Source organism: Sphingomonas sp. NPDC079357 (genome assembly GCF_044901155.1).
Lineage (GTDB): Bacteria > Pseudomonadota > Alphaproteobacteria > Sphingomonadales > Sphingomonadaceae > Sphingomonas.
The window spans coordinates 233,170-250,013 of sequence record NZ_JBJDOM010000002.1 but is presented as its reverse complement, the minus strand read 5'-3'; the positions used below and the strand labels follow the sequence as shown (position 1 = coordinate 250,013).

Annotated in this window: 18 protein-coding genes and 1 other RNA gene; 7 read left to right on the top strand and 12 right to left on the bottom strand. The window is 66.4% G+C overall.

Translation table 11 applies throughout. The features are described 5' to 3' along the window. The first annotated feature begins 98 nt into the window (after positions 1–98). Positions 99–731, top strand: coding sequence for a DedA family protein (locus ACI2JO_RS10120; RefSeq protein WP_028966160.1), 633 nt, complete (start codon positions 99–101; stop codon positions 729–731). A 33-nt stretch (positions 732–764) separates the two neighbouring features. On the opposite strand, the gene ACI2JO_RS10115 is transcribed toward ACI2JO_RS10120, so the two are convergent. The 9 genes from ACI2JO_RS10115 to ACI2JO_RS10075 all read right to left on the bottom strand — a co-directional run bounded on the left by ACI2JO_RS10115 (position 765) and on the right by ACI2JO_RS10075 (position 7,660). Next, on the bottom strand, positions 765–1,214 hold the full coding sequence (locus ACI2JO_RS10115; protein WP_404720576.1) for a hypothetical protein: 450 nt from the start codon (positions 1,212–1,214) through the stop codon (positions 765–767). A gap of 8 nt (positions 1,215–1,222) precedes the next feature. Continuing rightward, positions 1,223–1,756, bottom strand: coding sequence for a demethoxyubiquinone hydroxylase family protein (locus ACI2JO_RS10110; RefSeq protein ID WP_404720575.1), 534 nt, complete (start codon positions 1,754–1,756; stop codon positions 1,223–1,225). Then, complete coding sequence (locus ACI2JO_RS10105; protein ID WP_404720574.1) at positions 1,753–2,235, bottom strand: disulfide bond formation protein B; 483 nt, start codon at positions 2,233–2,235, stop codon at positions 1,753–1,755. The genes ACI2JO_RS10110 and ACI2JO_RS10105 overlap by 4 nt, the downstream gene beginning before the upstream one ends. Then, entirely contained in the window at positions 2,235–3,611 is a 1,377-nt protein-coding gene (locus ACI2JO_RS10100; RefSeq protein WP_404720573.1) for a S41 family peptidase, read from the bottom strand. The genes ACI2JO_RS10105 and ACI2JO_RS10100 overlap by 1 nt, the downstream gene beginning before the upstream one ends. Before the next feature lie 105 nt (positions 3,612–3,716). Next, positions 3,717–4,787, bottom strand: a complete 1,071-nt coding sequence (locus ACI2JO_RS10095) for a murein hydrolase activator EnvC family protein (protein ID WP_404720572.1) — start codon at positions 4,785–4,787, stop codon at positions 3,717–3,719. Beyond that, entirely contained in the window at positions 4,787–5,209 is a 423-nt protein-coding gene (locus tag ACI2JO_RS10090) for a 23S rRNA (pseudouridine(1915)-N(3))-methyltransferase RlmH (protein ID WP_404720571.1), read from the bottom strand. Before ACI2JO_RS10090 ends, ACI2JO_RS10095 begins: the two co-directional genes overlap by 1 nt. Positions 5,210–5,355: 146 nt before the next feature. After that, the gene (gene rsfS / locus ACI2JO_RS10085; RefSeq protein ID WP_404720570.1) at positions 5,356–5,748 is read right to left on the bottom strand and encodes a ribosome silencing factor; all 393 of its coding nucleotides are present in this window, start codon (positions 5,746–5,748) and stop codon (positions 5,356–5,358) included. A gap of 2 nt (positions 5,749–5,750) precedes the next feature. Next, positions 5,751–6,395, bottom strand: a complete 645-nt coding sequence (locus ACI2JO_RS10080) for a nicotinate-nucleotide adenylyltransferase (RefSeq protein ID WP_404720861.1) — start codon at positions 6,393–6,395, stop codon at positions 5,751–5,753. Between the two features lie 2 nt (positions 6,396–6,397). Next, positions 6,398–7,660 (bottom strand): glutamate-5-semialdehyde dehydrogenase, encoded by a 1,263-nt coding sequence (locus ACI2JO_RS10075; protein ID WP_404720569.1) that lies wholly within the window; start codon positions 7,658–7,660, stop codon positions 6,398–6,400. A 138-nt stretch (positions 7,661–7,798) separates the two neighbouring features. Between ACI2JO_RS10075 and msrB the strand changes: the two genes are divergently transcribed. Next, positions 7,799–8,296, top strand: a complete 498-nt coding sequence (gene msrB / locus ACI2JO_RS10070) for a peptide-methionine (R)-S-oxide reductase MsrB (protein WP_404720568.1) — start codon at positions 7,799–7,801, stop codon at positions 8,294–8,296. Positions 8,297–8,302: 6 nt separating this feature from the next. Here msrB and ACI2JO_RS10065 read toward each other — a convergent pair whose 3' ends face one another. Further along, on the bottom strand, positions 8,303–8,800 hold the full coding sequence (locus tag ACI2JO_RS10065; RefSeq protein ID WP_404720860.1) for a CHAP domain-containing protein: 498 nt from the start codon (positions 8,798–8,800) through the stop codon (positions 8,303–8,305). Between the two features lie 413 nt (positions 8,801–9,213). On the opposite strand from ACI2JO_RS10065, the gene ACI2JO_RS10060 reads away from it, so the two are divergent. The 3 genes from ACI2JO_RS10060 (at position 9,214) to ACI2JO_RS10050 (ending at position 11,449) form a co-directional block, all read left to right on the top strand. Then, complete coding sequence (locus ACI2JO_RS10060) at positions 9,214–10,359, top strand: acyl-CoA dehydrogenase family protein (RefSeq protein ID WP_404720567.1); 1,146 nt, start codon at positions 9,214–9,216, stop codon at positions 10,357–10,359. Between the two features lie 14 nt (positions 10,360–10,373). Then, positions 10,374–11,162 (top strand): SDR family oxidoreductase, encoded by a 789-nt coding sequence (locus ACI2JO_RS10055; RefSeq protein ID WP_404720566.1) that lies wholly within the window; start codon positions 10,374–10,376, stop codon positions 11,160–11,162. A 122-nt stretch (positions 11,163–11,284) separates the two neighbouring features. Further along, on the top strand, positions 11,285–11,449 hold the full coding sequence (locus ACI2JO_RS10050; protein WP_404720565.1) for a hypothetical protein: 165 nt from the start codon (positions 11,285–11,287) through the stop codon (positions 11,447–11,449). 14 nt (positions 11,450–11,463) lie between these two features. Here the strand turns inward: ACI2JO_RS10050 and ssrA are convergent. Further along, positions 11,464–11,864: a transfer-messenger RNA gene (gene ssrA, locus ACI2JO_RS10045) on the bottom strand. Between the two features lie 45 nt (positions 11,865–11,909). Between ssrA and ACI2JO_RS10040 the strand changes: the two genes are divergently transcribed. Both ACI2JO_RS10040 and ligA read left to right on the top strand, forming a co-directional pair. Beyond that, positions 11,910–12,341 (top strand): RrF2 family transcriptional regulator, encoded by a 432-nt coding sequence (locus tag ACI2JO_RS10040; RefSeq protein WP_404720564.1) that lies wholly within the window; start codon positions 11,910–11,912, stop codon positions 12,339–12,341. A 40-nt stretch (positions 12,342–12,381) separates the two neighbouring features. Further along, complete coding sequence (gene ligA / locus ACI2JO_RS10035) at positions 12,382–14,523, top strand: NAD-dependent DNA ligase LigA (RefSeq protein ID WP_404720563.1); 2,142 nt, start codon at positions 12,382–12,384, stop codon at positions 14,521–14,523. 299 nt (positions 14,524–14,822) lie between these two features. Here the strand turns inward: ligA and ftsH are convergent, their stop codons facing one another. Further along, positions 14,823–16,805: an ATP-dependent zinc metalloprotease FtsH gene (ftsH, locus tag ACI2JO_RS10030; RefSeq protein ID WP_404720562.1), complete on the bottom strand. Its 1,983-nt coding sequence runs from the start codon at positions 16,803–16,805 to the stop codon at positions 14,823–14,825. Between the last annotated feature and the right edge of the window lie 39 nt (positions 16,806–16,844).

Here is a 16,844-nt window from a genome sequence, read left to right as displayed (position 1 = left end):
TAGCGTAAGTTCTGTCATCCGCGACGAACCGTTGCTGTCCCAACGCGGTTCCCGGATTCCCGCTTCCCTTTCGTGCCGCCGTGCCGCAAGCGCAGTTCATGGTCGAAAAGATCCTTGCCGCCCTCGCGGGCTTTGCCATCGCCGTCATTTCTGCCGGCGGTTATTGGGGTATCGCGCTGTTGATGGCGATCGAGAGCGCGTGCATCCCCTTGCCCAGCGAGATCATCATGCCGTTCGCGGGCTATCTGGTTTCGACCGGCGAGCTGAACCTGTTCCTCGCCGCGACCGCGGGGGCGCTGGGGTGCAATCTCGGTTCGATCGTCGCCTATGAGATCGGACGACGCGGCGGGCGGCCGATGGCGGAGAAGTTCGGGCGCTATGTGCTGCTCGGGCCGGGGGAACTCGATCTGGCCGATCGCTTCTTCAATCGCTGGGGCGCGTGGGCGATCCTGATCGGGCGGATGCTGCCGGTGATCCGCACGTTCATCGCCTTCCCTGCCGGAGTCGCGCGAATGAAGCTGATCCCCTTCCACCTCTACACGTTCATCGGCTCGTGGCCGTTCTGCCTGTTGCTGGCATGGATCGGCATGACGCTCGGCGACAAATGGAACAGCGATCCTCGGCTCAAGGCGTTCTTCCACCGCGCCGATGCCGCGATCGGCGTCGTGCTGGTCGCCGCAATTGCCTTCTACATATGGCACCGCGTCAAGGGGATGAAGGCGAAGGGCTGACACCCACTCGCCGCCCTCGCTCTACCCTGCTAATTAAAATTCCGGCGTATCCCGCTTCGCCTCGGCACGGCGCTCCTTCTTCCACCGCGTCGCATTCTGCGTGATGCAGCCGGTAGCGCTCGCAGCGCCGACCGTCGAACAGCTCCCGACGCCGACCGTACCGACATCCCGGTTCGCCTGCTCGCGCGCCGCCCAGTTTTCATTCTCGGGCGTCACCTCGAAATTGCGCAGCTCCTTGGGAATACGGAACTGTTCTTCCGCAGGACGGCGGGTGCACACGACCACTTCGTTGCCGGCGTTGTCGGTCGGGCAGCGTTCGTTGCCGTAAAGCACGATCACGCCATTTACCGGCGCGCTGCGCGACACACCCTCGGCCGGGGTCGTGCGTGACACTCGCTCTGTAACGGTGGGAGGTCCGCTCTGCGCCGCCGCGGGGAGTGTACCAAGCATCAGCAGCACGAGGGGGAGACGTCGCAACGGCATAAATCCTCTCAGATACGTTTGGCGGTGGCGATCGCGACCCGGCACCCCAGCCGGATCACTGCCGACAGCAACGGATAGGCCGGTGCGTCCTCCGCCCCGTTGGCGAGCGCGGTATCCCGATGCTCAAGCTCCTCGGCCTGGAACTCACGGATCGCGTCGGACAACTCGGGGTCGCTGTCGCCCAGTGCGACGAGCTGTTCCTCGTAATGCTTGTCGATCTCGGTCTCTACTGCGGCGGTGCACGCCATCGCCGCCTCCGGCCCGATCGCGGCGGTGACCGCACCCAGCGCGAAGCCAGCGACGTCCCAGAACGGCTGGAACAGCGTCGGCCGCACGCCGCGCGCGACAATCATCCGATCGAAGAACGCGCGGTGCTTCTCTTCCTGCAAGGCCATCGCCGAGATCTTGCGCGCCATCGGCGATCGTTGCCCCATGATCGCGAGCTGCCCCGCATAGATGCGAATCGCGCCGAACTCGCCGGCCTGATCGACGCGGATCATCGATGCGGACGGATGCGGCCGATCGCCGGGCTTCCAGGTCATCCACGCCTCCTCAGTTGCATCGCGATCAGCCCTGCGCCGATCAACGAGACCACCGCATTCCACCCTGCCAGCGACACGCCGAGCAGCGACCATTGCGGCGCGTCACATCGGATGATGGGGGCGGCGAGCAGGTCCTTCAACGCCTGATCGGTCGAAAGGCCGGACAGGTTGGTCGTCTGCGTGCAGGCGGTGATCCCCTGCCACCAATGATATTCGACCCCGGCGTGGAAGACGCCGATCAGACCCGACACCGCGATCAGCGCCGCCGCGCCCGCAACCAGCGTCGCCTTGACCCTCGCCCCGCCGCTTACGAACGCGAGCAACGCCATGATCAGCGCGCCATAATGCGGCCAACGCTGCCAGTGACACATCTCGCACGGATACAGCCCGCCGAAGAGCTGGAACGCCCACGCCCCGCCGAGCAGCGCCGCCGGGATCAGCAGCGCGAGCAGCCGTGCGTTGCGCAGGCCGGTCGCCATCACTTCTTGACCGGTGTCGGCGTGGCGGTGGCGGTCGGCTTGACCGTCATCGCCTGCGTCACCGCCGCGACCTGCGTCGCGCCACCCAGCCGCGCGATCGTCTTGAGCGCGTACCAGAGCTGAAAATCCTCGATCCCCTGCTTCTTCAGCGCCTCGGGCGAGGTCGCAAAGCGCGGATCGTCCTTCACATCCTCCTCAAGCACCGCATTGTCGGGTGACTTGATCTCGTTGATCAGATGCCGGCGCAGATCGGCCTCGCGGAATACCGGACGCGACTTGTAGTCGGGGTCGGAGATTTGCGGCACCTTGATGTCGGGCTCGATTCCGCCCTCCTGCACACTGCGCCCCGATGGGGTGAAGTAACGCGCCGTCGTCAGTCGCAGCGCGGTGCGCGGCCCGAGCTGGAGCAACGTCTGCACGGAGCCCTTGCCGAACGTGCGCTCGCCCATCACCAACGCGCGGTGATGATCCTGAAGCGCGCCCGCGACGATTTCGCTGGCGGAAGCAGTGCCCGAGTCAGTCAGCACGATCACCGGCAGCCCGTGCGCATCGTCGCCCGGTCGCGCGAAGTACCGCTCGATATCATCCTTCTCGCGCCCGCGCTGGCTGACGATCTCACCGCGGTCGAGGAAGGCGTCCGACACCTCGATCGCCTGCGTCAGCAACCCGCCACCATTCTCGCGCAGGTCGACGACGTAACCGAGCGGACGGTGCCCCAGCGACTTGTCGATCGCCATGATCGCGGCGCGGGTGTCCGCGCCGGTCTGTTCGGAGAAGGTGTTGATGTTGATATAGCCGACATCGCCCTTCACTTCCCACTTCACCGGGCGCTGTACGATCACTTCACGCACCAGCGTCACGACGATCGGCTTGTCGCGACCGGGCCGGATCAGCGTCAGCGTCACCTTGGTGCCGGGCTTGCCGCGCATCTGCGCGGTCGCCTCGTCCAGCGTACCGCCGTAAATCAGCTTGCCGTCGATATGCGTGATGAAGTCGCCGGATTTGATCCCGGCGCGCCCGGCGGGCGTATCCTCCTGCGGCGCGATCACCTTGACCGCGCCATCCTCCATCGAAACGGTCAGGCCGAGGCCGCCGTAATTGCCCTCGGTCTGGATGCGCAGATTGTCGAAGTCGGAGGCGTCGACATAGCTGCTGTGCGGGTCGAGCGCTGCCAGCATCCCGTCGATCGCGCCCTTCATCAGCTGATCGTCAGTGACCTTGTCGACGTAATCCGCCTTCACGCGATTGTAGACGTCGAGAAACTTGTCGAGCTGTCGATAGGTGGCGGTGTCCGACGCGGCCATCGCTCCGGTGGCGACCGGCACGGTGGCGATGGCAGTGACCAGCGCGACGGCCGGGAGCAGCTTTGACTTCATGACGGGCGAAACTGTTCCTGCGAATGGACGATCCCACGGTGTAGCGGAATTGCCGGAGCGATCAAAGCGCCCGCGCGGCTGAATGGTGGCTGAGCGACGCGCCCGTCACCCGACAAGCTGCGCGATGTCGACCGGACGGCCCTTTCGGCGTAATTCCACTATAACGCGCGCGCCATCGACCTTTGGCGCGATACCCAGCGGCGCGCCCGCCGCGACAGTTGCTCCGCTCTCGACCGTCACGTTGCCCAAACCCGCGATCAGCGATGTCCAGCCCGCGCCATGATCGACGATCACGATCCGGCCGAAGCTGCGGAACGGCCCGGCGAAGCGGACCCGACCGCCCGCCGGAGCGACGACCGACGCCGCCGCCCGCACTGCCAGCGTCAGCCCGCGCGCGCGGACGCCATTGCCCGACACCTCGCCCATCCCCGTCACCAGCCGTCCCGTCACCGGCAAACGGTACGCCGGGTTTTTCGCCGCCGGCAGCCTGCGCGGGATCGCCGGCAGCGGCAGCGCCATGAGGTCGGCAAGCACCGCCTGCTCGCTGCCCAGCGAGGTGAGCCGTTCGGCGGTGTCGCGCACCGCCTCCTCCATCGCCAGCGCGCGTTCGTCGTCGCCGCCCGTCACCGCCGCAAGCTGCTCGCGCGCCTCGACCAGCCGCGCTCGCGCGGCGCGCAGCCGGTGCTGCGCGGTCGCCGCACTCGCCTGCATCGTCCGGCCATGCGCCACCGCAGCGCGCAAAGCCGCCGAGCGTTCGCGCAGCACCGGCAGGATCGCCGTCGACACGGCACGGGCATGGACGAGGTCCGCGACGCTCCCCGGCTGCGCGAGCGCGACGATCGCCGGTCGCCGCGCCAGCGCGGACAGCGTCGCCAGCAAACGCACGACCGGTGCCTCACGCGCGGCGAGCAGCGCGCGCTGTCGTGCCAGTTGCTGGTCGATCGCCACCGACTGCGCCTGAAGCGCTGCGAGATCCGCCTCCGCCGCCGTTACCCGCGCCGCGACCGCCGCCTCCCGAAGCTGCGCGCGCTGCGCGGGGTCGGCGATGCGATCCGCTTGCTCCTCCAGCCATTGCGCGCGCCGTTTGGCGCTCAACCCGGGCTGCGCGGTAGCGAGCGCCGCCAACCCGCACAGTCCCAGCACCCCAAGCGCCGCCGCTGACGACCGTCGCGGCATCAGCCCTCGCGGTGATAAGGGTGGTTTGCGAGGATGCTGGTAGTCCGGAACAATTGCTCGGCCAGCATCGCGCGTGCGAGCAGATGCGGCCACGTCGCCCGGCCGAACGATAGCAACATGTCGGCCTCGCCACGCTCGGCGTCGGAAAAGCCGTCCGCCGCCCCGATCAGGAACCGTGCCTCGCGCACGCCATCGTCGCGCCACCGCCCGATCCGCTCGGCGAAAGCAGTCGAGCCGAGTACCTCGCCCTTCTCGTCGAGCAGGATGCGGCGCCCTTGCGCCGGCCGGTCGGGCTCGCGCCCGCCGCGATCGGGCAACTCGCTCACGCGCGTCGGCCAGACGATCCGCTTGAGATAGCGATCGACGAGTTCAGCCTCGGGCGACCGCCCAATCCGGCCGCGCGCGACGATGTGCAGCAACATAGGCGCCCTCTATCAGAACCGGCCGACCTGTGGAGCCGACCGGAACGTCCCCCGTCACCGTCGCCCCGGACCTGATCCGGCGCTCGGCGTTCTTTTTGGCGGTCGAGGTAAGAAGCGGCAAATAATCAGTGAACCGCAGACAGACCTCAGTTCGGTGCGACACTCGGCGCCGGCGCATCGCCAAACGACCACATTCGCTCCAGATTGTAGAAGCTGCGCACCTCGGGCCGGAACAGGTGGACGATCACGTCGCCGCCGTCGATCAGCACCCAATCGGCATTGGGCAGCCCCTCAATGCGCGCCGGACGGCCGGTTTCGCCCTTGATCCGCTCCGACAGCTTCTGCGCCATCGACGCGACCTGCCGGGTCGAACGCCCGCTGGCGATGACCATATAATCGGCGATCGACGACTTGCCCGCGAGCGGGATCGAGATCGTGTCCACCGCCTGATCGTCGTCCAGCGATTGCAGGACCAGACGATGCAGCGCCTCGACATCCGTGGAATCGGGCGAGCGGCGGGCGGGTTCGGTGGCGGGCAAGGTTACTCCTGGGGTTGCCGCGACGACGACGCGGCGGGGATTGCAGTCACAGATATCGGATCGGCAAAGCGAACATGCCAGTCGGGATCGACGGCGCGCAATTGCGTCGCGGATGTCCGGTCGGGGCGGAACCGTAGCAGCACCAGGGCTGGCACACTCCACTCGGCCCAATTCGTTGCCTGGCGCGCGGGCCGCCGATAGCGCCGCAGCCAGCCCATCGCGGGAGCCGCGAGAGCATCGTCGTCATAGCCCGGACGCGTCAAAACCGCAATCGGCATCGTGCGCGCGATCGTGCGCCACTGTCGCCACGCATGAAATTGCGCCAGATTGTCCGCGCCCATGATCCAGATGAAGCGATTACGCGGGTAGCGCCGCACGATCCGCCGCAGCGTGTCGACGGTGTAGCGCGTCCGCAATCGCGCCTCCAGATCGGTCGCGCGGATCGGCGCCCGCCGGGCCATCGTCCGCGCCGAGGCGAGCCGCGCGGCAAGCGGCGCCATGCCCGCACGCGGCTTGAGCGGATTGCCCGGCGATACCAGCCACCATGCCTCATCGAGCCCGAGCAGCCGGATGGCCTCCAGCGTGACATGGCGGTGCCCGCGATGCGCGGGATTGAACGAGCCGCCCAGCAGCCCGATGCGCCGGATCATCAACCGCGGATCTGCCCGCTGCCGCGCCCCAGCCACTTATAGGTCGTCAGCCCTTCCAGTGCGACCGGCCCGCGCGCATGGAGCCGTCCGGTCGCGATACCGATCTCCGCCCCCAGCCCGAACTCGCCGCCATCCGCGAATTGCGTCGAGGCATTCCACAGCACGATGGCCGAATCGACCTCGCGCAGAAAGCGCTCCGCGACCGCGCGATTCTCCGCGACGATCGCATCGGTATGATGCGAGCCATGCGCGGCGATATGCGCCAGCGCACCGTCCGGCCCGTCGACGATCGCGACCGAAGCGATCGCATCGAGATATTCGGTATCCCAGTCCGCTGCCTCAGCCAGATCGATCGACGGCACCAGCGCCCGCGCAGCCTCGTCACCGCGCACCGCGCAGCCGCGTTCGCCCAGTGCGGCGATCAGCGCGGCAGCGTGCGGCCAGTGACGATCGATCAGCAACGTCTCCATCGCGCCGCAAATGCCGGTCCGCCGCATCTTCGCGTCCAGCACGATCTGTGTCGCCATATCTCGCTCGGCGGAGCAATGGACGAAGACGTGATTGATCCCGTCGAGATGCGCGAGCACCGGCACCCGCGCCTCGTTCTGCACCCGCTCGACCAGACTGCGTCCTCCACGCGGGATAATGAGGTCGATCGCTCCCGACGCGGTAAGCAGCGCCCCGACTGCCGCACGATCGGTGGTGGGAACGAGCTGGACCGCGTCACCGGACACGCCCGCCGCTTCAAGCCCACGCACCAGGGCCGAATGGATCGCGCGATTGCTCTCCACCGCCTCGGAGCCGCCACGCAGGATCACTGCATTGCCCGAGCGAACGCACAGCGCCGCCGCATCGGCGGTGACGTTGGGACGGCTTTCGTAGATGATCCCGATCACCCCGATCGGCACCCGCACGCGGCTGAGCGACAGCCCGTTCGGCCGAACGGCCTCGTCGATCACCTGCCCGACCGGATCCGGCAGATCGGCGACCGTCGCGACCGCCGCTGCGACACCTTCGATCCGCGCTTCGGTCAGTCGAAGCCGGTCGAGCATCGCATCGGAGAGGCCATTGCCGCGTCCTCGTTCCAGATCCAGCGCATTGGCCGCGAGGATCGTCTCGCTGGCCTGACGCAGCACGTGCGCCGCCGATCGCAGCGCGGCCGCTTTTTGCGCGTCGCTTGATGCGGCGAGTTGATGCGCCGCCGTTCGTGCGCGCGCCGCCATCGTGGCGATCAGGGAGGTGGGCGTATCGGTGTCCAGCATGGCACACGGCGTAGCATGCAAGTCCAGGAACCCCCAAACCTGCCCGACGCGAGACGAACCCCGCCTTTGCTTTTGCTAAATTCACCGGTCGGACCGCTCGGTGCTGGCAGTCGGCGCCGCGCTCACCATATCATCGGCATGATCGATACAGCTTTGGACCGTCGCCGCTTTTTCGCCTTCGCCGGTGGTGGGCTTCTCGCCACGACCTTGCTGGCATGCGGATCGCGAAGCGCCGACGCGGCCGAGCGTTTTCCCGTTACCCGCACCGACGCGCAATGGCAGGCGCAGCTCGGAACGGCGGCATTCGACGTGTTGCGCCGGGAAGGGACAGAACGCCCGTACAGCAGCCCGCTCAACGGTGAACACCGTGCCGGCACGTTCGCGTGCAAGGGCTGCACGCAGCCGCTGTTTACATCGAAAACCAAGTTCGAAAGCGGCACCGGCTGGCCCAGCTTCTATGCCCCGCTGCCCCGCGCGGTCGGCTATCATCGCGATTCAACGCTGGGGATGGTGCGAACCGAGGTGCATTGCAACCGCTGCGGCGGGCATCTCGGTCACGTCTTCGACGATGGTCCGCGCCCGACCGGAAAACGTTATTGTATGAACGGCGTGGCGATGACCTTCCGGCCCGCCTGACGTCTCTCAGCGGTCGGCGGGCAGCGCGCCTGCGACCGGCACCACCGCGGCGGTCGCGATCGTCAGCGGCGCGAGCGGCGCCGCATTCTCGTTCGTTGCCGGCGTCTTGTCGGCATAGATGAAGCCGGCAAGCGGATAGCTGCTCGTACCCAGATCGCCGACTCCGGCGAACCACACCCGTACTTCGCTCCAGTCGCCCGCCGCCGACACGTCAATCGCTCGGACATCGCGCTCGATCCCGCCGCGGCGCGACCAGTTGGCGTGGGTCAGCAGCACCTCACGCTCGTTGACGATCCGGCTGACCATCGCAACATGCCCGACCGGCATCGCGCGGGTCGCCTTGAACGCCATCACTGCGCCGATCTGCGGCACGGCGCCACGATCGTAGCGACCGGCGGCCTGGGCCCACCAGGTATTCGCGTTACCACGAATATCGATACCCGAAACTTCACGCGCAAACGGCACGCACTGAAGATAGCGCGCCTGTGCCGGCGCAGTCGTCATCAGGACGCACGAAACCACCAGCGCAAAACGCGCTGTCCAAACCTTGACGTTCACGGGCGACCCCCCGGTCAACAGGACTGATGAAGGTCGGCTAACCAGAAAGTTCTGAATCAACAAACGTCACGGGAACCTTTTCGGATGAACCGAGGATGACTGACGATGAGCCGAACAATGGGCCCGAAAACACGGCAGCGATGCTGTCGTTGAGTCTTATCAGCCTCTTAAAATCTGCCTGTCCAGATGACTATGAGCGAGTCGCGCCGAAGCGTCATCGACTTTTCGGACACTCAGTACGGATTTTTACATGAGGATGGCCGCGATATTTTTGAATGTCCGGTACATCTGCAGGCTTGCCGACCCTTCCCACTGCACCTAAGCCGGCCCTTGCCCGAGGAGAGGATGAGGCTGTCACCATGGCGCTTGATTCGGAAACGTTCGAAGCCCTGATCGCGACGGTCCGGCGCTTCGTCGCGGAACGGCTTCGTCCGCTGGAGGCGCAGGTCGAGGCCGACGATGCCATCCCCGAGGCCGTGATCGCCGACATGCGTGACCTCGGATTGTTCGGTCTGTCGATCGCGCCCGATTATGGCGGCCTCGGGCTGACGATGGCCGAGGAGGTGCGCGTCGCGATCGAACTCGGGCGCACCACCCCGGCGTTCCGCTCCGCCTTCGGCACCAATGTCGGCATTGGCAGCCAGGGCCTCGTGATCGCCGGCAGCCCCGAACAGAAAGCCGCCTGGCTACCGCGGATCGCCAGCGGCGAGATCATCACCAGCTTCGCGCTTACCGAACCCGAGGTCGGCAGCGACTCGGGCAGCGTCACGACCCGCGCGGTGCGCGAAGGGGACGTTTACCGGCTGACCGGTACCAAACGCTACATCACCAATGCCGATCGCGCCGACCTGTTCACAGTGATGGCGCGGACCGGCGAGGAAAAGGGCGGGCGCGGCGTCTCCGCCTTGCTCGTGCCCCGCGATCTTTGCGGCGTAACGGTCGGCGCGCCCGAGAAGAAGATGGGGCAAAAAGGCGCGAAGGTCGCCGACGTCGTGTTCGACGATGTGCCGGTGCCAGTCGCGAACCGGCTGGGAGCCGAAGGCGATGGCTTCCGCATCGCGATGCAGGTGCTCGATCGCGGGCGGCTGCACATCGCCGCCGTGTGCGTCGGCGTCGCTGAACGCCTGATCACCGATGCGGTCGCTTATGCCGTCAGCCGCCGCCAGTTCGGCAAGCCGATCGCTGAGCATCAGCTCATCCAGGCAATGATCGCCGATTCGAAAACCGAGGCGCTCGCCGCGCGCGCGCTGATGCTCGACACCGCCGCAAAGAAGGACGCTGGCGATGACGTGATCCTGGAGAGCGCCGCCGCCAAATATTTTGCCAGCGAGATGGTCGGACGCGTCGCCGACCGCGCGGTGCAGATACTCGGCGGCGCCGGCTATATCGCCGATTACGGCGTCGAGCGACTGTATCGCGACGTCCGGCTATTCCGGATCTACGAAGGCACCAGCCAAATCCAGCAACTGATCATCGCACGCGAGACGTTGAAGCGCGGCGCATAAGGGAGAGGATTCACATGGATACCGGCAAGCTGTTCCGGCTCGACGGTCGCGTCGCGCTGGTCACGGGCGGCAGTCGCGGGATCGGCAGGATGATCGCCGCGGGCTTCGTCGCGCAGGGTGCGCGTGTTTATGTCTCCAGCCGCAAGGCCGAGGCCTGCGCCGAAACTGCCGCCGAGCTTGGTGAGAATTGCATCGCGCTTCCACAGGATATCTCGACGGTCGACGGCTGTCGCGCGCTCGCCACCGCCCTGGCGGAGCGCGAGGACCGGCTCGACATCCTCGTCAACAATGCCGGCGCGGCGTGGGGCGTCGCCTTCGAGGAGTTTCCGGAAAGCGGCTGGGACAAGGTCATGGACCTTAACGTCAAATCACCGTTCTTCCTTACCCAGTCGCTTCACACGTTGCTAAAGGCCGGCGCGAGCGCACAGCGCCCCGCCAAGGTCATCAACATCACCTCGATCGACGGACTGCGGCTCAACCCGTGGGAGACGTACAGCTATCACGCGTCAAAATCGGCGCTGATCTACCTGACCAAACGGCTGGCCGCACGGCTGATTCGCGATGGCATCAACGTCACCTCCATCGCCCCTGGTGCCTTCGCCAGCGAGATGAACCGTGCCGCACGCGACCACGGCGATGCCGTGGCCAAGGCCATCCCGGCGCGCCGTATCGGCACCGACGAGGACATGGCCGGCACCGCCATCTATCTTGCCAGCCGCGCCGGAGACTATGTCGTGGGAGAGACGATCGCGGTCGATGGCGGGCTCGTCCACGCCGCGCTGGGCGGCAGCATCGACGGCTGAGGGCGGCGCCCTCACCCGCAACTGCGTAATTTCCGGCTTGATCCGGGTGGTCGCACTTCTTGCCTCGGTTGCGGGAACGTCCAGGCAATGCAGCCCGTTGCTTGATCATAGGAGACGATCCGATGACCGACGATACGATCCGCCCGACTACCGAGACGAAGCGCCCCAACCTCTCGACCGAGCATCAGCAGGATGGCGACGCCCGCCGTCCTTCCGATCAGCTCGACAAGGACCAGCCCAACGAAGAGACGATCCCGCGCAAATCGTCGCTGCTAGGCGACGACTGACATATAAAGTGGGAAGTGGGGAGCTTCTGTTGCCCGGTGCTCCCCGTACCGCTGGAATCCCCTTCTGTTGCCCGGTGGGGTCCGACCGCGCTATTTTGGTGTAACGTCAGGCCGTTAGGCCATCAGTTACGCCGCAATCGCGAGTGCTTCGTTATCGTTGGCACTTGTGTAATGGGCCGTTGCGGTGGTCCCATTCCGAGCGAAAACAGCGCCTTTCAACACACGTCGATCCTGGTTCGGCCCCATCAGAAACGGTGTCTAGGCGCATCATATATGATGCACCCACCCCTTATGGTGGAGCCGCCGGGTACTGCCCCCGGGTCCGCTGCGTCTATTTTACGCCGCAGTTTATCGCCATAGCCGGGTAGAACCCGACGGAAGTCATATAGGACGTACAAAGCGTTTGGAAAAGGGGCGAACGGCCATTTGCCCGCCACAATATCCCTATATATAGTGGGTCATGCTTACCCAGCGCTCCCGTTATGCCTTGCGATCGATGCTGTTCCTGGCCACCGCCCCGGGTGGCGCGCCGCCGACGCCGATGACGCGCATCGCGGCCGAAGCGAATGTTCCGCGCAAATTCCTTGAGTTGATCCTCGCCGACCTGCGCGATGCCGGGTTGCTGCACAGCTATCGCGGCAAGATGGGCGGCTACGTCCTGTCGCGTCCGGCGCATCTGATCTCGCTGGGCGAGATAATTAGGGTGATCGAGGGGCCGCTCGCGCTCGTCCCCTGTGTCAGCCGTACCGCCTATCGTCCGTGCAAGGATTGCAAGAGCGAGGCCGATTGCGCAATCCGCCTCGCAATGGCTCGCGTGCGCGACGAAACCGCGCGCATCCTCGACGGTACCAGTCTCGCCGACGCGACCGCGCAGAAGCTTGCCGCTGCGTGAAGTGATGGACGCTGCCGCGCGGGTTTCCTAACCCGGTACGATGACCGACGCGCCGCTGCCAGAGAACGACACCACCGCTGCTGCCGAACTGGCGCAGCTGGCAATCGAAATCGCCTACCACAATCGGCGTTACCATAGCGAGGACGCACCCGAGATCAGCGATGCGGCCTATGACGCGCTGGTCCGCCGCAACCGCGCGATCGAACACGCGTTTCCCGCGCTGATCCGCGACGATTCGCCGAGCCGACAAGTGGGCGCCGCACCCGCCGCACATCTCGCCAAGATCGCGCACGCCCGCGCCATGATGAGCCTCGACAACGCCTTCTCCGATGAAGATGTCTTCGAGTTCGTCGCGCGCGTCCGCCGCTTCCTGCGGCTTGGCGGCGAGGAGCCCGTCGCACTGACCGCCGAGCCCAAGATCGACGGCCTGTCCTGCTCGCTGCGCTACGAGGACCGCCGACTGGTGCAGGCGCTCACCCGCGGCGATGGCGCCGTAGGCGAGGACGTGACCGCCAATGTCCGCACCATCGCCGACATCCCGGCGACGCTCCCCCCCGCCGCGCCCGACGTGTTCGAGGTGCGCGGCGAGGTCTATATGGAAAAGGCCGCATTCGCGGCGCTCAACCGCCGGCTCGCCGATGAGGCCGCTGTGACGGGCAAGGACGCGCGTCAGTTCGCCAACCCCCGCAACGCCGCGGCAGGCTCGTTGCGCCAGAAGGACCCGGAGGTCACACGCGCGCGCCCGCTGCGTTTCCTCGCGCACGGTTGGGGCGAGGTCAGCGCGATCCCCGGCGACACCCAGACGGCGGTTGTCGCAGCCTTACGCGACTGGGACTTTCCTGTCGCTGACGCCTTCACGCGCTGCGACGATGCAGCCGGCGCGCTGGCGGTCTATCGCGCGATCGAGGCGCAGCGCGCCGATCTGCCCTTTGATATCGATGGCGTGGTCTACAAGCTCGACCGGCTCGACTGGCAGGAGCGGATGGGCAGCGTCGGTCGCGCACCGCGCTGGGCGATTGCGCACAAATTTCCCGCCGAGCAGGCGCAGACCACGCTGGAGCGGATCGACATCCAGGTCGGCCGCACCGGCAAGCTGACCCCGGTCGCGCGGCTCACCCCGGTCACCGTCGGCGGCGTGGTGGTCACCAACGCCACGCTCCACAACCGCGACGAGATTGCGCGGCTTGATGCGCGGGAGGGCGACCGCGTGATCCTGCAACGCGCCGGCGACGTGATCCCGCAGATCGTGGCGGTACTGCCGCGCACTGCCGAACTGCCGCCGTTCGCCTTTCCCGATCATTGCCCGATCTGCGACAGCGAGGCGGTCGCCGAAGAAGGAGAGGTCGATGTGCGCTGCACCGGCGGGCTGGTCTGCCCGGCGCAGCGGCTCGAACGGCTCAAGCATTTCGTCAGCCGCGGCGCGCTCGACATCGACGGGCTCGGCGAGAAAACGCTGGTCGAACTGATCGACCTCGGCTGGATTACCGAACCCGCCGACATCTTCCGCCTCGCCGCGCACCGCGACGAACTGGTCGGCCGCGACGGCTGGCAGGCGCGCTCGGTGGACGCACTGCTCGACGCGATCGAGGCGCGGCGCGCCCCCGATGCCGCCCGGCTGCTGTTCGGGCTCGGCATCCGCCACGTCGGGATTGTCACCGCGCGCGACTTGCTCAAGCGCTACGTCACGCTCGCCGCGCTTGCCGAGAAGGCGCGCGAGGTGATCGCGCTGCGCGACGCCCTGCCCGCGGTGATCGGCGAAACCGCCGAACGGCATCGCACGCGCCTGGACAAGGCGATCGCCGAACTGATTGGGGTTGAGAATGTCGGCGCGGCAGTCGGCCATGCACTCGCCGACTTCTTCCACGAGCCGCACAATGAGGCAGTGTGGGACGATCTGCTCGCACAAGTGTCCCCGCCCCCGTTCGTGGTCGAGACGCGCGGCTCGGAGGTAACGGGCAAGACCGTCGTCTTCACCGGCAAGCTCGAGACGCTCAGCCGCGACGAGGCAAAGGCGCAGGCGGAACGACTCGGCGCGCATGTTGCCGGATCGGTGTCAAAGAAGACCGACCTGCTCGTCGCCGGCCCCGGTGCCGGGTCGAAGGCGACCAAAGCCGCCGAACTGGGGATCACGGTGATCGACGAAGCCGGCTGGAACGCGATCGTCGCGCGCGCGGGAGAATAACCCGTCCCGCTCGTCCTCCCACACTTGATCCGGAACTCCACCTCTTCCTTGCTGCTTCCCGAGCAGAAGCAAGCGGGCCCCGGAGCAAGTTTGGAACGACGAAGGATGGGAGCAGGCCACATCCTCAAAAAAAGGGCGCGGCACCGGCCGCCACGCCGGTCGACGGCGTTGCGAACATAGCGAAGCAAACCAGGGCGTCATGGCCCGGTTCTGGATTGCTTTGCTGCGCTTCCGACGACGAGCCGCAAAAAAGAGGCGACCCGCAGGCCGCCTCCCCCTTCAAGCATCAACCGCGGTAATCACGCCCCGGCGGGCGACGGATTGCCGAACGGCCCTGACGGCCGCTTGGTCTTCGGGATCGACGTCCCGACCGCCGGCATCGATGGCGCCTTCGGCCCCTGATCGCGCCGATCGAGTTCCTCACCCGCGATCAACCGCTTGATCTCGTCTCCGCTCAGCGTCTCATACTCGAGCAGTGCACCCGCCAGCGTATGCAGCTGGTCGAGATGGTCGGTCAGCACCTGCTTGGCGCGATGCAAGCCGCCCTCGACGATCGCCTTGATCTCGTCGTCGATCAGCTGCGCGGTCGCGTTCGACATCCGTACCGGCTGGCTCGACGAGTAGCCGAGGAAGCTCTCGCCTTCCGGCTGGGCATATTCGACCGGACCGACCTTGTCGGACATGCCCCACTTGGTGACCATGTCGCGCGCAAGACCGGTGGCGTACTGAATGTCGCCGCTCGCGCCGCTCGATACCTTGTCATAGCCGAAGATGACTTCCTCGGCGATCCGCCCGCCCATCGCCACCGCCAGGTTCGCGTACATCTTGTCGCGATGGTAGCTGTAGCTGTCACGCTCCGGCAGCCGCATGACCATGCCCAGCGCGCGACCGCGTGGGATGATCGTCGCCTTGTGGATCGGGTCCGACGCCGGCTCGTGCAGCGCGACGATCGCGTGGCCGGCCTCGTGATAGGCGGTCATGCGCTTTTCGTCCTCGGTCATGACCATGCTGCGACGCTCGGCGCCCATCATGACCTTGTCCTTGGCCTCTTCGAACTCGGCGTTGGCGACCAGCCGCTTGCCCTTGCGCGCTGCCATCAGCGCCGCCTCGTTGACGAGGTTGGCGAGATCGGCGCCCGAGAAGCCCGGCGTACCGCGTGCGATCGTCCGCGCATCGACATCGGGCGCCAGCGGCACCTTCTTCATATGCACTTCGAGGATCTTGACGCGTCCATCGATGTCAGGTCGCGGCACGACGACCTGCCGGTCGAAGCGGCCCGGCCGCAGCAACGCGGGGTCGAGCACGTCGGGGCGGTTGGTCGCCGCGACGATGATGATGCCTTCATTGGCCTCGAAGCCGTCCATCTCGACCAGCAGCTGGTTGAGCGTCTGCTCGCGCTCGTCATTGCCGTTGCCGAGCCCGGCCCCACGATGACGGCCGACCGCGTCGATTTCGTCGATGAAGACGATGCATGGCGCGCTCTTCTTGGCCTGTTCGAACATGTCACGGACGCGGCTCGCGCCAACGCCGACGAACATTTCGACGAAGTCGGAACCCGAGATGGTGAAGAACGGCACGCCCGCCTCGCCCGCGATCGCGCGCGCCAGCAGCGTCTTGCCAGTGCCCGGCGAACCGACCAGCAACGCACCCTTCGGGATCTTGCCGCCCAGCCGCGCGAACTTCGTCGGGTCCTTGAGGAAGTCGACGATCTCGACCAACTCCTCGCGTGCTTCGTCGATACCGGCGACGTCGTTGAAGGTGACCTTGCCTTCCTTCTGCGTCAGCACCTTGGCGCGGCTCTTGCCAAAGCCCATCGCACCGCCCGCGCCGCCGCCCTTCTGCATCTGGCGCAGCACGAAAAAGGCGATGCCGAGGAACAACAGGAACGGCAGCGACTGATACAGCAGCACCATCCAGATCGACGGCCCTTCCTCCGGCTTGCCAGCAACCTCGACGCCCGACTTGCGCAGCCGGTCGATCAATCCCGAATCCTGAACCGGGTAGGTGCGGAACTTGTCACCGCTCGAGAAGCTGCCGGAGATCATGTCGCGGCTGACGTTCACGCTCTTCACCGTCCCCTCGTCGACCTTGTCGAGGAAGGTGGAGTAAGCGATCGTGTTGCCCTGCGCGGCGCTTGTCCGGCCATCGAACAGCGTCACCACCACCGCGAGCGAAAGCAGCACGCCGACCCAGATCAGCAGGCTCTTCATCCACGGGTTCGGACCGCCCGAACCGCCATTGTCGTTGCTGCCGTTTCCGGGCTGCCTGTCGTTCTCGTTCATCGGCTACCTTTCCGTCGTCTATAATGTAGGCTCGGACAG

Excerpts from the sequence above, each read along its gene's own strand:
- ACI2JO_RS10075 (WP_404720569.1), bottom strand. The coding sequence starts at position 7,660 with ATGCTGGACACCGATACGCCCACCTCCCTGATCGCCACGATGGCGGCG.
- ACI2JO_RS10055 (WP_404720566.1), top strand. The coding sequence starts at position 10,374 with ATGGATACCGGCAAGCTGTTCCGGCTCGACGGTCGCGTCGCGCTGGTC.
- ACI2JO_RS10110 (WP_404720575.1), bottom strand. The coding sequence starts at position 1,756 with ATGACCTGGAAGCCCGGCGATCGGCCGCATCCGTCCGCATCGATGATC.
- ACI2JO_RS10090 (WP_404720571.1), bottom strand. The coding sequence starts at position 5,209 with ATGTTGCTGCACATCGTCGCGCGCGGCCGGATTGGGCGGTCGCCCGAG.
- ACI2JO_RS10065 (WP_404720860.1), bottom strand. The coding sequence starts at position 8,800 with ATGACGACTGCGCCGGCACAGGCGCGCTATCTTCAGTGCGTGCCGTTT.
- ligA (WP_404720563.1), top strand. The coding sequence starts at position 12,382 with ATGACCGACGCGCCGCTGCCAGAGAACGACACCACCGCTGCTGCCGAA.
- msrB (WP_404720568.1), top strand. The coding sequence starts at position 7,799 with ATGATCGATACAGCTTTGGACCGTCGCCGCTTTTTCGCCTTCGCCGGT.
- ACI2JO_RS10040 (WP_404720564.1), top strand. The coding sequence starts at position 11,910 with ATGCTTACCCAGCGCTCCCGTTATGCCTTGCGATCGATGCTGTTCCTG.
- ACI2JO_RS10050 (WP_404720565.1), top strand. The coding sequence starts at position 11,285 with ATGACCGACGATACGATCCGCCCGACTACCGAGACGAAGCGCCCCAAC.
- ftsH (WP_404720562.1), bottom strand. The coding sequence starts at position 16,805 with ATGAACGAGAACGACAGGCAGCCCGGAAACGGCAGCAACGACAATGGC.
- ACI2JO_RS10095 (WP_404720572.1), bottom strand. The coding sequence starts at position 4,787 with ATGCCGCGACGGTCGTCAGCGGCGGCGCTTGGGGTGCTGGGACTGTGC.
- ACI2JO_RS10100 (WP_404720573.1), bottom strand. The coding sequence starts at position 3,611 with ATGAAGTCAAAGCTGCTCCCGGCCGTCGCGCTGGTCACTGCCATCGCC.
- ACI2JO_RS10105 (WP_404720574.1), bottom strand. The coding sequence starts at position 2,235 with ATGGCGACCGGCCTGCGCAACGCACGGCTGCTCGCGCTGCTGATCCCG.
- ACI2JO_RS10120 (WP_028966160.1), top strand. The coding sequence starts at position 99 with ATGGTCGAAAAGATCCTTGCCGCCCTCGCGGGCTTTGCCATCGCCGTC.
- ACI2JO_RS10115 (WP_404720576.1), bottom strand. The coding sequence starts at position 1,214 with ATGCCGTTGCGACGTCTCCCCCTCGTGCTGCTGATGCTTGGTACACTC.
- ACI2JO_RS10060 (WP_404720567.1), top strand. The coding sequence starts at position 9,214 with ATGGCGCTTGATTCGGAAACGTTCGAAGCCCTGATCGCGACGGTCCGG.